Source organism: Aquimarina callyspongiae (assembly GCF_034322225.1).
In the GTDB taxonomy this organism is placed as follows: domain Bacteria; phylum Bacteroidota; class Bacteroidia; order Flavobacteriales; family Flavobacteriaceae; genus Aquimarina.
This window is the reverse complement of sequence record NZ_JAXLPA010000008.1, coordinates 48,452-61,772: the sequence shown is the minus strand read 5'-3', so window position 1 is coordinate 61,772 and position 13,321 is coordinate 48,452. Positions and strand designations below refer to the sequence as shown.

General features: G+C 29.4%; 12 protein-coding genes. 1 reads left to right on the top strand and 11 read right to left on the bottom strand.

The genetic code is table 11. The features are described 5' to 3' along the window. From U0D62_RS23950 to U0D62_RS23940, 3 genes are all read right to left on the bottom strand, one after another. Complete coding sequence (locus U0D62_RS23950) at nt 1-999, bottom strand: DNA adenine methylase (protein ID WP_322289893.1); 999 nt, start codon at nt 997-999, stop codon at nt 1-3. A 72-nt stretch (nt 1,000-1,071) separates the two neighbouring features. After that, entirely contained in the window at nt 1,072-1,755 is a 684-nt protein-coding gene (locus U0D62_RS23945) for a hypothetical protein (RefSeq protein ID WP_322289892.1), read from the bottom strand. Further along, nucleotides 1,713-2,573, bottom strand: a complete 861-nt coding sequence (locus U0D62_RS23940) for a DUF6427 family protein (RefSeq protein ID WP_322289891.1) — start codon at nt 2,571-2,573, stop codon at nt 1,713-1,715. Before U0D62_RS23940 ends, U0D62_RS23945 begins: the two co-directional genes overlap by 43 nt. Nucleotides 2,574-2,757: 184 nt before the next feature. Here U0D62_RS23940 and U0D62_RS23935 point away from each other — a divergent pair, with 184 nt between their 5' ends. Beyond that, nucleotides 2,758-2,988, top strand: a complete 231-nt coding sequence (locus tag U0D62_RS23935; RefSeq protein WP_322289890.1) for a DUF6341 family protein — start codon at nt 2,758-2,760, stop codon at nt 2,986-2,988. A 98-nt stretch (nt 2,989-3,086) separates the two neighbouring features. Here the strand turns inward: U0D62_RS23935 and purD are convergent, their stop codons facing one another. From purD to U0D62_RS23895, 8 genes are all read right to left on the bottom strand, one after another. Further along, the gene (gene purD / locus U0D62_RS23930) at nt 3,087-4,358 is read right to left on the bottom strand and encodes a phosphoribosylamine--glycine ligase (RefSeq protein WP_322289889.1); all 1,272 of its coding nucleotides are present in this window, start codon (nt 4,356-4,358) and stop codon (nt 3,087-3,089) included. Between the two features lie 125 nt (nt 4,359-4,483). Then, nucleotides 4,484-5,752: an O-antigen ligase family protein gene (locus U0D62_RS23925; RefSeq protein WP_322289888.1), complete on the bottom strand. Its 1,269-nt coding sequence runs from the start codon at nt 5,750-5,752 to the stop codon at nt 4,484-4,486. Between the two features lie 24 nt (nt 5,753-5,776). Then, nucleotides 5,777-7,132 (bottom strand): exopolysaccharide biosynthesis polyprenyl glycosylphosphotransferase, encoded by a 1,356-nt coding sequence (locus U0D62_RS23920; protein WP_322289887.1) that lies wholly within the window; start codon nt 7,130-7,132, stop codon nt 5,777-5,779. 17 nt (nt 7,133-7,149) lie between these two features. Next, nucleotides 7,150-8,496 carry an exopolysaccharide biosynthesis polyprenyl glycosylphosphotransferase gene (locus tag U0D62_RS23915; protein ID WP_322289886.1) on the bottom strand — a complete coding sequence of 449 codons (1,347 nt, stop codon included), beginning with the start codon at nt 8,494-8,496 and terminating at the stop codon, nt 7,150-7,152. Between the two features lie 11 nt (nt 8,497-8,507). Beyond that, entirely contained in the window at nt 8,508-9,485 is a 978-nt protein-coding gene (locus tag U0D62_RS23910; RefSeq protein ID WP_322289885.1) for a UDP-glucuronic acid decarboxylase family protein, read from the bottom strand. A gap of 32 nt (nt 9,486-9,517) precedes the next feature. Next, complete coding sequence (locus tag U0D62_RS23905) at nt 9,518-10,843, bottom strand: UDP-glucose dehydrogenase family protein (protein ID WP_322289884.1); 1,326 nt, start codon at nt 10,841-10,843, stop codon at nt 9,518-9,520. Then, nucleotides 10,840-11,970, bottom strand: a complete 1,131-nt coding sequence (locus U0D62_RS23900; RefSeq protein WP_322289883.1) for a glycosyltransferase — start codon at nt 11,968-11,970, stop codon at nt 10,840-10,842. Before U0D62_RS23900 ends, U0D62_RS23905 begins: the two co-directional genes overlap by 4 nt. A gap of 160 nt (nt 11,971-12,130) precedes the next feature. Continuing rightward, entirely contained in the window at nt 12,131-13,321 is a 1,191-nt protein-coding gene (locus tag U0D62_RS23895) for a sialidase family protein (RefSeq protein ID WP_322289882.1), read from the bottom strand.

Here is a 13,321-nt window from a genome sequence, read left to right as displayed (position 1 = left end):
TTATTGTTTTTCTAAGATGTGTAAATATTCTGTTGTTGCTGTTGCTTTATGATTTCGATTTTCAGTTTTATCAGCTTTAAATCTTTGATATGCGGTAGTAACCAAATCATATTTCCCATAAGATTCAAGAATCTTACGTATTTCTTTTTCTGGCATTAACCCCTCATTATTATAGCTCAAAAAAATGTATTTAAACTTAGCGTTTTTGATCAGCTCTTCAAAAACCTCAGCGACTTCATTCTTTTTGCAATAATCTGAGCGGTCATAGGGGCGTAAACCAGTTTTTCCAGCAGGTACAAAGGTATCATATTTTGCAATAGTATTTAGCATATGATAGTTCGCTCCGTATTGTCTAGCATTATAGGGTGGGTCTAAGTATAGAATATCTCCTTCTATCTTTTTAATTAGCTGATTACTGTCTTCATTAAATACTTCATGAGTATTGGCCGTTACTTCAAATTCTGCAGGTATTATTTGTAGTTCTTTTTGAGCAGTTTTCTTCAGTTTTTTAAGATACGCTCCATATACCGAAGCTGTATTAGCCACTTTATCGGCACTTTCTAGTAATGAAGCAAGAAGAAAATAATATATATTTTCAGATACTTCTCCTGATTTTTTTAAGTTTTCAATTCTATTTCTTGCAGCATCAATCTTTAATCCGTTCTCATCACTAAAATATTGCCTTTCTGAACCTCCACCAAGACAATAATTATTATATATAAACCCTTTCTTTCCCTTTAAATCATTTAACTCCTTAATATATTCAGCAGCTTTAAGATCAACATGATTTCCAATATAATTTTTGTTTAGAATATAACTGTAAAACTCAAGATCATTGGCAATTACTTTTTTTACAGAGGTTTTAAATGTTCTACCTACAATACCTGTTCCTGCAAAAAGATCACAAAAGGTTTTATCTCCTAAATGATCTCCTGCAACTCCATGTACAGCAGTTCTGATAAATTCAGAAAGTTTATATTTTGAACCTATGTAATTCATTAATGTATTCCTTTGCCCAATTAATTTTACTCTTTTTTTTAAGAAAAAAAGTATTTGATTACCAAAACTATGCTATTTAATAGCCCAAATCAAACCTGCAATAGTTGTTTTATTTGGTTGCAATTGTAATCGGTATAATTTTGAATCGTCAAATGTAATAACATAAGTTGAGATAATAGTTTCTAGCCAACTAATTTCTGCTTTTAATTTCCAATGTTCTCCATCGTTAGAGTAAACCATTAAAAACATCCTATTTTCAAAATGTCTTCGACCTTGCTGACTTTGGTTTTGATATAGCCATTGCAAAAGTTCTATAGGATGTTGTTGTGCGTATTGCAGAGCCTTTTTAAATCCTTTAGGGTAAACACTGGTTTTATGATCAAAACTTTCTCCTAAAAGGAAAAAATCTACTTTTTTATCTCTTGGGTTTTTAGCGGGTATAACGCCATCTATATTCGTGAATATTTTTTCTATGGCAAATGCGCTCCAATAGTTATACCATCGATTGATGGTGTAATAAAAATATTCTTCTTTATCTAGTTTATATTTTTGAACATTTTTAGCAATCTTAGGTATTAATTTTTCCCATTCTAATGTAGTATATATGTAATTACTATAAGAATCCCACAGATTATTTTGTTTACGAAACCAAACGTATTTATATTTCAATCTATGCTGAAGTTCTGATTCGATAATTTCTATATCAGGTGTAATCAAAATAGTAGTATCATAAAAGGAAGCAATAAAAAGACCCAAATATTAACTTCTTTTACTAGTTCATTATATTCAAGTTCTAAGTAAGTTGTACCAATAATTGCTAATGGACTTGCTATAAAATAAAGCTCTGCCGTATTCTTATTGGGTACAATACATACAAAAGCTATGGCAATTAATAATTGACCAATTATGAGATTTAATATTGGTTTTATTTTAGCAGAATTTCTTTTGAATTTAAATAAATATATTGAAAAGAAAAATACAGTACATATCATTATTGTTCCTACTGTAAACAATTGTTTGTTATTTAAGTAATCATCAAAAGAAAATGATACTGGGGCTATATATTCTGTTATCGAAAAGAAAGTATCATTTATTGCCAATTGATAACAGTTCATAAACAAATAAATAGTTGCAAATCCAATAAAAGGTATTATCCAATTTCTGTAATCTTTAGATTCGAATAAAAAAACTCCTACAAAAACTAATATCATAAAGCCTATACTCCAAAAATAGATCAATGAAGCAATACTAATACATAAAGAAGCATTAAAAACCTTTGATTTTATGTTTTTTTCAATTTTTAAATCTAGTATACTTCTTAATGCAATAAGAATAAAAAGATTGGACAGCAAAACATCAACAGATTCTAAAGAGCTAGGAATCAGCGTTGTCAAAAAAGAAAATAATAACACAGTATGTGTACTTTTCTGGGTCAGATCATTTTTTTGAGTAATCAGGTTAAGAACTAACATTGAAACAACATATACCACTAAACCAATTAAAAACTCAAAAATATAAGCGCTTTTTAAGATAAAACCACTCTTATAATGTGCAATGGTATAAAGAGTCGCCATATATAATGCTATTATAGCAAAATTTATAGGCTTTGATTTACTAAAAAAACTTGATAACACTACTATTTTTTATATTTTTGCGGAATAATAGACAATTGTTGTCATTAAACAATAATGAAACTAATTTATAAAAAGTTTTTGGAGTAATTCTTTTTACTTTTTATAATAAATTATACTGCAAGTTATGAAAGATTTTTTTGAAGTTATTGAATCCCTTTTCGTAAACGTGTTATTTGCTCCTTTAGATTATCTAAGAGCATTAGAACTTGAGAGCTGGACAGCTGCTAATATTATGAATTGGTTGTTTATGTTAATTGGATTTGTTGCTTTTTTCTACTGGATGAAAGAATTGAAAAAGTTTAATGATAATGATGAAGAAAATAGAGATCCTAAAGCTCATTCTTTCTTAAACTAAGAAATTTTACAACGCTCTTCTTAGAAGAAATAAATAATAAAAAAAGCGTATAATTTAAAAGTAAATTATACGCTTTTTTGTGCTTTTAATTTTTATAATTACAGATCAAATCCAAGATCTTTTCTGTAATACATTTTATCAAAATGTAGTTTTTCTACACTTTCATAGGATTTCTTTAATGCTTCTCTGAAATCATTATCAAAAGAAGTCACCGCTATTACTCTACCTCCACTCGTAACTACCTTATCACCTTCTAACTTTGTTCCTGCTTGAAAAACAATAGAATCTGAAATTGAAGAGATTCCAGTAATTTCCTTTCCTTTTTCATAAGCTTCTGGATATCCTCCGGAAACAGTCATTACCGTAGTAGCACTTCTTGGGTCAATTTCTAAGCTTACTTCATTTAAGGTTTGATTTGCAACATGTTTAAACAAACTAACAAGGTCTGTTTTTACTCTTGGCAAAACTGCTTCTGTTTCAGGATCACCCATTCTTACATTATATTCTATAACTTTAGGTTCATCTCCAACTTTGATAAGACCAATAAAAATAAATCCTTTGTAGTCTATTTTCTCTTTTACCAAACCGTCCACAGTAGGTTTAATAACTTCTTCATCTATCTTTGACATAAATGCCTCATCAGCAAAAGGAACTGGTGAAATAGCTCCCATTCCTCCTGTATTGAGACCAGTATCTCCTTCTCCTATTCTTTTATAATCTTTGGCTGTTGGTAAAGTCACATAATTTTTACCATCAGTTAATACAAAAACACTTAATTCTATTCCGTCCAGAAATTCTTCTATCACCACTTTCTCACTAGCTGCACCAAATTTTTGATTGGTAAGCATATTCTCTAGCTCTAATTTTGCTTCATCTATGTCTTGTAAAATAAGAACTCCTTTACCAGCAGCTAAGCCATCGGCCTTAAGAACATAAGGCGCTGTTAATGTTTCTAAAAACTGTTTTCCTTCTTCGACAGAATCAGAGGTAAAACTTTGGTAAGCAGCGGTAGGAATATTATGTCTATATAAAAACTCTTTTGCATATTCTTTACTTCCCTCTAACCTGGCTCCCTCTTTTGAAGGACCAATAATCGCTACATCTTTTAATTCAGAATCTTCAGCAAAAAAATCACTTATACCTCTTACTAATGGATCTTCTGGGCCCACTACCACCATTTTTATATTCTCTTTTAGCACCAATTCTTTAATTGCACTAAAATCTGAAACCGAAAGATTAACATTAGTAGCTATTTTTGCGGTTCCAGCATTACCAGGAGCTACATACAACTTATTACAAAGTTCACTTTGCACAATTTTATATGCAAATGTATGTTCTCTTCCTCCTGACCCAAGTACTAAAATATTCATGATAAACGTTGATTTTAAGCTAACCTTAATAAGCCCCCAAAAATAGTTTTTTAGCAGTTTTCATACTAATTATTTACCTTCTATTTTACAAGAATTCACTAACCCTAAAGAAGTTGTCTCAGGTTTTAAGTATTGCGTATAATTCTACTGCTTAAAATACTTCTCTTTTTAAGTAACAACGGAATAATGATAGAGAAAAATACGATTCCATTAAACCTAACAAGCATAGATTCAAACAAAAGAGAAACAAAAAGAATAAGAAAAACCGAAAATTCATTGCGACTTCTTTTCATTCTCAATGCCAAAAGAATGAAAATACTAACCAAAACCAAAAAACCTATAATTCCTGTTTGTAATAGTGTTTGTAAGAACTGATTATGTGCATTATACTTGTTTTCATAATTAAAATGATAATCCAATTCTTTATATTTTTGAATCAAAATATCATTGGCATCACCTATTCCATAACCTAGTAGTGGTGCTTCTTTTATAAGTTTAAGACTGGCATCCCACGTTAATAATCTAGATTTTTCTGAGGTTGAATTACTATATTCCATTGTTTTGCCATAATCCTTAACACGCGAGTAAAAATTAAATACTCGTGGATTATTAAGAAAAATAATCATACTCAATAGAAATATAATTGACATCGTATATTTCTTACTTTTATCAGAGATATTGATTATCAATAAAACTGACATAATTCCTAAAGTCAAATAGGCTGCTCTTGAAGCTAATAAAAAGAGGTATAAAAACAGTATAATCACTACAATAAACCTTAATCCAGATTCTAACTTATTTTTAAGGTAATAACTTAAAACTAATAAAATATACAATGAAACATAGCTAGGGTTTATTAATTTAGAAAATTCTGCTCCAATAAAATACTCCCAGCCATATGCAAATGAACCCAATGTGACATCTCCTTCTACTCTTGATATGGATTGGTCAACTGCAAGAGATAAATTAATAAAAAACGATATAATTAAACCAACTAGTAAAAAATTAAACAATTTTCTTACCGTTAATGCATCTTCTTTAACAAAAAGAAAAATTAAAGGGAATAATAATAGTGAGAGCGACCTTTGTAAAACATCTATTCCGTCTAAAATATTATCTGTATAGATTAAACTAATAGACATCACCATAAAATATAATGGAAACAACAACAATGCTTTATTATTTAGGTTTATTGCCTTTTTTGATTTAAAAACATTGATTAAACCCAAAATAATTGATATTATAAAAAAAGGTGTTGGTAGGTTGATTCCTAAAGGTAATAGTAGAAAAGCTATGTACAGGCTATTCCAAAAGACAGTCAAAACAATGTCATTGGTTTCATCTCTGTAAAATACTTCGAAGAATTTTGATATCTTTCTTGTAATCGGGTTCATATTTGATTTGAAAGTTGAATGCCCTTAATATGCTTTATCTTCTCCCTTTATGATATTGATAATGGTTTCAAAAACGATTTTTAAATCTAATAAGACGGACCAGTTCTCTATATAAAAAATATCATATTTAATACGGTTTATAATATCTTCATTGTTTTCTACTTCACCTCTATAACCTTTTACTTGCGCCATTCCTGTAATTCCCGGTTTTACAGAGTGTCTAAAAACAAAATTATATTTATCTATTTTTTTTGCATAATCCTTGGTATAAGAAAGCATATGAGGTCGAGGTCCAACTACAGACATATCTCCAAAAAACACATTAAAAAACTGAGGTAATTCATCGATGCTTGTTCTGCGCATAAACCTACCGATCTTTGTAACTCTATCATCTCCTTTTTTTACCTGATCCAGATCAGAACGGTTTTTATTATGCCTCATAGATCTAAATTTATAGCATACAAATTCTTTATAATTAATACCATTGCGTCTATGACTATAAATTAGAGGTCCAGGTGATTCTATTTTTATCAGTAAATAAAGTAGTGGAATCAACCAAGACAAAATCAAAACAATGACCAGTAGAGAAAATACTATATCGAATATTCTTTTAAGAGCTCTATTTGTAGAACTATTTAATGATATATCAGGAATTGATAAAACCGGTAAATACTCATAATAATCGGTTTTAAGACGCTTAGAAAAAATGCGTTGAGAATTAGGAATAAACTTAAGAATACTATAATTCTGATCTGCGTACTTTACATATTCATTTACTACCTCATCTGATATCTCATCAACGGAGCAATAAATCTCATCAACATCTTCTTTCTCTAAATACTTAAAACTATCACTTATGGTATTGGGAAGATCATTAGAAAACACCTCTAGCACCTTATATCCAAGATCTTTGCGTTTTTCAAAGAATGATTTAAGTTGTTGTGCACTTTTATTATTACCAACAATAATTATATTTCTATTATTTCCTCCTAGGTAAGATCGATACTTCTTTAAAGCATAATAGGTGATCACTTTTATTATACCTACACTACCAATTGTAGCACCTACAAACCTAAAGGTATCATCTACCGAAAAATTATTTATTCTAAGTAAGCCAAAATAGGCATACAATAGAATAAGTATTAAGAATCCTTGCCTTAATAAAAGAGAAAGAATAGTAAGTACTTTGGTAAAACGATATACTTCATAGAAGCTTAGTAAGTATGACGATACAAACCAAGTAATTGACAAAAAAACATACAACTGTTCTGAAATAATATCATTAAGAAAATAGTAAGAGGAAGCTATAAGTATAGCTAGGTCAATTATCATTAAAATTGGCCTTATTAGATATGAATATCCTCCTCTTTTATGATGCATCTAACACATATTTTTTTCTAATAAGCTTTTTCTTCTCCTTTAATTGCGTTGATAACAGTTAAAATTACAATTTTTATGTCTAATAATAATGACCAATTCTCAACATAAAAAATATCATATTTAACACGATTTACTATATCGTTATTAGTTTCTATTTCGCCTCTAAAACCGCTAACTTGAGCTAATCCTGATATTCCAGGTTTTACAAAATGACGTACCATGAATTTATCAACTTTCTGAGCAAAATCCTCATTATGTTTGACCATATGAGGTCTTGGTCCAACTATTGACATATCTCCTTTTAAAACATTTATAAATTGGGGTAGTTCATCAATACTTGTCTTTCTTATAAATTTTCCAATTTTGGTAACCCTATTGTCTCCTTTGGTAGTTTGAATACCTGTTGTATTTGGTTTCATAGATCTATATTTATAGCAATAAAACTCTTGATAATCAATACCATTTCTCCTTTGTTTAAAAAATACCGGGCCTTTTGACTCTAGTTGCATCAATAAAAATAGAAGTGGAGTCAACCAAGAAAGAATAAATACTAGAACAAGTGTAGCCATTATAACATCAAAACTTCTCTTGATGAACTTATTTATTGTATCATCTAGAGGAATTTCACGAAATGATAATACAGGAACATATCCATAATAATTAAACACCAGTTTTTTTGTAAAAATATCCTTATTATCAGGAATAAATTTCAATATTTTTAAATTATTATCTGTAAAATTAACAATCGCTCTTAATTGTTTGTTAGATAATTCAGCTACTGAACAGTATATTTCATCAATTTCATTGTGTAAAACATAGTCAAAGCAATTTTCTAAACTGAAATCTTCTTTTCTAGCACAAAACTTTTTTTGAAACTTATACCCAAATTCTGGTCGTGTATCAAACATTTCAATTAGTTGACCTGTTTTTTTATTATCTCCAATAACAACAACTCTCCTAAAATTTCCACCAAATACTTTTCTATATTTATTTAACAAATAAAGTAAGAAGAACTTAAAAAAGGTTATTAATCCCAGAACACTAATGAAATACTTCCCAATTTCTGTTCTACTTATCTCAGGTTGTTTAAAAAAGCCTATAAACGCATAAAGGATTAATCCAAAAATTAAAAATTGTCGGATTAAAGATGATAATGTTTGTGTTACTTTGGAAAACCTTTCTATTTCATAAAATTTATTATTAAAAGATAGAATAATCCAGGTCGTCGATATATAAACAGAAAACAACCAGTTGTTAGTAAGATTAGTTTGAAATACCTCTATTAGTAAATTCAAAATCGCCAAATCTACCAAATAAAAAAGTGGTTTTATATATATTGAATATCTCCCTTCTTTACCTTTCATTTTATCCCAAATCATTTCTTTGAAAAATCCCTATGCTCACTTTTATGTAGTTCTTCTTCAGATAAATCTTTAAAATATTCTAAAGTTCTCTTCATTCCCTCTTCTCTTCCGATTTCTGGCTCCCATTTTAAAACTTCCTTTGCTTTAGTGATATCAGGTTGTCTTTGCAATGGATCGTTTGTTGGTAATGGTTTATATACAACTTTTTGAGCTGTCCCTGTTAATTTAATAATTTCCTCGGCAAAATCTTTAATTGTTATTTCATCTGGATTACCAATATTAACTGGATATACATAATTGCTAAATAACAACCTATAGATTCCCTCTACTAAATCATCAACATAGCAAAAAGACCTTGTTTGCAATCCATCGCCAAAAATAGTTAAATCTTCTCCCCTTAATGATTGTCCAATAAATGCTGGAACTACTCGCCCATCATTTAAACGCATTCTTGGTCCATAAGTATTAAAAATACGAACGATCCTCGTTTCAACACCGTGATAAGTATGATATGCCATGGTAATCGATTCCTGAAATCGCTTAGCCTCATCATATACTCCTCTAGGTCCAATTGTATTTACATTTCCGTAATAATCTTCATTTTGAGGGTGGACTAAAGGATCGCCGTAAACTTCGCTAGTCGAAGCAATTAAAATACGTGCATTTTTTTCTTTAGCTAATCCTAAAAGATTATGCGTTCCTAACGAACCGACTTTTAACGTTTGAATAGGTATTTTAAGATAATCTATTGGACTTGCGGGAGAGGCAAAATGTAAAATATAATCTAATTCTCCTGGAACATGGACAAATTTAGTTACATCATGGTTATAAAACTCAAACCTTTCTAACTTAAATAAATGCTCAATATTTTTTAAATCTCCGGTGATCAGATTATCCATACCAATCACATGGTATCCTTCTTTGATAAAACGGTCACAAAGATGTGATCCTAAAAAACCTGCTGCTCCTGTTATAAGTATTTTTTTCAAAACTATTTATAATAATAAAATTAACGATTGTTTTACTTTACAATAGACATTGTTACGTCTTTTCTTCCAATAGAAATGTAATTAATACCTTCTTTTTTCATTTCAGAAGCATCATATAAATTTCTACCATCAAAAATTACTAAGTCTGAAAGAAGCTTTTTAATTCTTGTAAAGTCCGGAGTTCTGAAAATACTCCATTCGGTACAAATAATTAAAGCGTCTGCATTTTCTAATGTATCATACATAGAACTTCCAAACGTAATTTTATCTCCATACCTTCTTGCCACATTATCCATAGCTTCAGGATCAAAAGCCTTAACATTGGCGTTTCGTTTTAACAATTCATCTATAATATATAAAGCTGGTGCTTCTCTTATATCATCTGTTTCTGGTTTAAATGCTAATCCCCAAATTGCAAAATTCTTGTCTGTCAAACTACTATCAAAAAAAGCTTCAATTTTAGGAATTAACGCAGTTTTTTGAAGCGCATTAACATTGATAACAGATTCCAAAATTTGAAATTCATAATTGTCTTCTTTTCCCGATTTATACAATGCTTTTACATCTTTTGGGAAACAAGATCCTCCATAACCTATACCAGGAAACAAAAATCGTTTACCAATTCTCGAATCTGTTCCCATTCCTCTTCGAACCATATCCACATCTGCTCCTACCTTTTCACAATAGTTAGCAATCTCATTCATAAAGGTAATTTTAGTAGCTAGAAATGAATTTGCAGCATACTTTGTTAATTCTGCAGATTTTTCATCCATTATAATAATAGGATTACCTGATCTAACAAATGGTTTATACAATTTTTGCATTAATTCTGTAGCCCTTTCAGAGTTGGCACCAACCACTATCCTTTCTGGTTTTAAAAAGTCATCAACAGCAAAACCTTCTCTAAGAAACTCAGGATTAGATACCACATCAAAGTCACATTTTGCATTCTTAGAAATAGTCTTTCTAACTTTTTCAGCCGTTCCAACAGGGACTGTACTTTTATCTACTATTACTTTATACTCAGAAATTAATTCTCCTATCTGTTCTGCTACTCCCAATACATAAGAAAGATCTGCAGAACCATCTTCATCTTCTGGTGTAGGTAATGCCAAAAATATGATTTCCCCATGATCTAAACCTTCTTTTAATGATGTAGTAAATTGTAATCTCTTTGCATTAATATTTCTTTCAAATAACACATCTAAATGAGGTTCATATATTGGAACTTCACCATTTTGCATTCTTTGAACTTTATTTTCATCTATGTCAACACAAACTACTTCATTTCCAGTTTCTGCTAAGCAGGTCCCTGTTACTAAACCTACATATCCCGTACCTATTACTGATATCTTCATGAGCTATATTTTTGATATAATTCTTCTAACTTGTATATATTATTGTTCATATTAAACTTTTCCTCAAATAAAATTTTGGAATTCTCTTCCATTTTTTTTCTTAATTCTTCATTGTTGTACAACTTAATAACTTTATCAGCCATTTCTTTTGCATTATTATTATCAATGACGTATCCGTTATAGTTATCTTCTACTAAATCTCTATTTCCATCACAATTGGTTACAACACAAGCTTTAGACAGCGCTAAACTCTCAATAATCGAATAAGGAAGTCCCTCATATCTCGCTGTTGAGATATACAATTTTGAAGTCGAAATTATCTTAAAAATCTCCTTTCTATCAATCCATTCAACTAGAGTAACATTTGCTTCCAAATCATATTCATCTATTAGTTTTTTTACACTTCCAATATTTGGATTGTATTCACCAACACCCATTAAAACCAAATGAATATCAGGAACCTGCTTTTTAACTTCTTTAAGGACCTCTATCATCATTTCAATATTTTTTTGATAAGATGGTCTCCCAACTGTACATATATAGTTCTTAGGCCACGTAGAATTAAACTTTAATTCTTTATTCTCTATTTGTATTGGTAGTATTGAATTATTAAAAAGCTCTGCATTAGATTTTTTATAACCTATTTCCTTTGTACCTCTTTGAAGTTCTGAATTAGAGGAAGCTAATAAAATTGAATTTTTAAATTTAAAAAACTTTTCAATCATTAAGAAAAAGCTTTTTTTAAATCTACTTCTTGCACTTAAGTAAGAGTATGCTTGAGGAGTGTGCAATACTTTTGTTCGATAAAACAAAGAAGCTGTTTTAGCAATTATCCCGCCTTTTGCACTATGAGCGTGAATTAAGTTAGGTTTTTCTTTTTTTAAAATTTTAATAGTCTTTATTATTGACAGAATATCCTTTATAGGGCTTATCTCTCTTTGAATTGGTAATTTATAATCTCTTATATTATCACCTTTTTTGTCTATAAAACTTTTAGAGGTGTCTTTATTTCCATGAATTACAAAACAATCATTTTTATCAGGATCGATATTTTCTATTATCAATCTTAAGGAAACATCCACACCACCAACAGAATTAAGTATGTGTGCTATTTTTATTTTATTCATAAATTCAAAGTTATTAGCACCTATATAAGGAGCGTGCAAATATACCTAAAAAGAACACTACATCTTTTAAGATATAACTAATAATTAAGTGATCTTTATTTATATGCATATCCTGTCTTATACAAGAAACATTTTTACATAATAAAGATTAAGGTATATCCTATTGATTATTCTTAATTTTAAAAGTATATAGGTTAGCTTGTTCATTATTCAAATGAGTTAAAGGAGATATACTTAAATCATTTATCCTAGAATCCGTAATAATATATAATACATCATTTTTTGATATATTTAAAAACTTAGGATATCCATAAAACCAATGTTTAGAGGGGAATGGTCTTAAAACATTATGTTTTAGCACATATTTTTGAGGGTTATCGAAAACAGCATCAGCATCTTGACGATATATCCTTAATTCGTTTTTCAAGTTTTCTTCTGTATTTGCTAAAACTCTTGAGACAGCACAAACTTCAAGTTGGTTAGATTTTTTGTCATACCTTAAGGATACAGGGTTTCTAACTGGTTGCTTAAAATCGTCAAAAAGATTTGTTTCTCCTTTAAAATAAAAATTAATCCCATCATCAGAGTTATATTGAAAATAGGAGCTTTGCCCATATTTTCCATTTCCATTTCTGAATATTAAAATACTCTTACCATCCGAAATGTTAACTAAAAAAGGTTCTTGAAGTATTTTAGAATCATCATTAACTATTATTGTTTCATTAGGAGATCCTGAAAAATTATCAAATGTAGAATACCTTTTGGTAACTCCTTTATCATAATTGATTAAGAAACTAGATATTTCTCCGTCGATCATTATACTTCCAAAAGGCTGGTTAGATACATTTTCTGTCCCACCTATTTTTATATAATCACTCCAAGTTTTTCCTTCATCCGAACTTATTATATAACCAGAATCAATAGTTTGTTTATTTTCGACATCATATCTTCTAAAAACAATAATAATACTCCCATTTGCCAAATTACCAACTATAAGGTTTCTATCATCATATGGACTGTCATATATTTTTTGTTCATTGCCCCATGTTTTTCCATTATTATTACTAATTTTTAAAACTATATCAGAATTATTACTTACATGAGAAAGTGAATTGTCCCGTCTATATACAACTGCAATTGCTTTTTTATTTATTCGAGCTAATCCACCTTCTGATGCGTGTAAATCGATTGATAAAGGTTTGTACTCTTCAATAAAATATTTTTCTTTTACACTTGAGACATTATTAACTGATTCGCACGAAATAAAACAGCTTAATAATATACAGGAATAAAACATTTTCTCTTTTAAAAAGATTAATAGAACAAATAACCTCTCCAATATTACTGTCAT

What these genes read in the sequence shown, in the direction of transcription:
- purD (WP_322289889.1), bottom strand. Translation starts at nt 4,358, where the DNA reads ATGAATATTTTAGTACTTGGGTCAGGAGGAAGAGAACATACATTTGCA.
- U0D62_RS23925 (WP_322289888.1), bottom strand. Translation starts at nt 5,752, where the DNA reads ATGAACCCGATTACAAGAAAGATATCAAAATTCTTCGAAGTATTTTAC.
- U0D62_RS23900 (WP_322289883.1), bottom strand. Translation starts at nt 11,970, where the DNA reads ATGAATAAAATAAAAATAGCACACATACTTAATTCTGTTGGTGGTGTG.
- U0D62_RS23895 (WP_322289882.1), bottom strand. Translation starts at nt 13,321, where the DNA reads ATGACAGTAATATTGGAGAGGTTATTTGTTCTATTAATCTTTTTAAAA.
- U0D62_RS23905 (WP_322289884.1), bottom strand. Translation starts at nt 10,843, where the DNA reads ATGAAGATATCAGTAATAGGTACGGGATATGTAGGTTTAGTAACAGGG.
- U0D62_RS23950 (WP_322289893.1), bottom strand. Translation starts at nt 999, where the DNA reads ATGAATTACATAGGTTCAAAATATAAACTTTCTGAATTTATCAGAACT.
- U0D62_RS23935 (WP_322289890.1), top strand. Translation starts at nt 2,758, where the DNA reads ATGAAAGATTTTTTTGAAGTTATTGAATCCCTTTTCGTAAACGTGTTA.
- U0D62_RS23920 (WP_322289887.1), bottom strand. Translation starts at nt 7,132, where the DNA reads ATGCATCATAAAAGAGGAGGATATTCATATCTAATAAGGCCAATTTTA.
- U0D62_RS23915 (WP_322289886.1), bottom strand. Translation starts at nt 8,496, where the DNA reads ATGAAAGGTAAAGAAGGGAGATATTCAATATATATAAAACCACTTTTT.
- U0D62_RS23940 (WP_322289891.1), bottom strand. Translation starts at nt 2,573, where the DNA reads ATGGCGACTCTTTATACCATTGCACATTATAAGAGTGGTTTTATCTTA.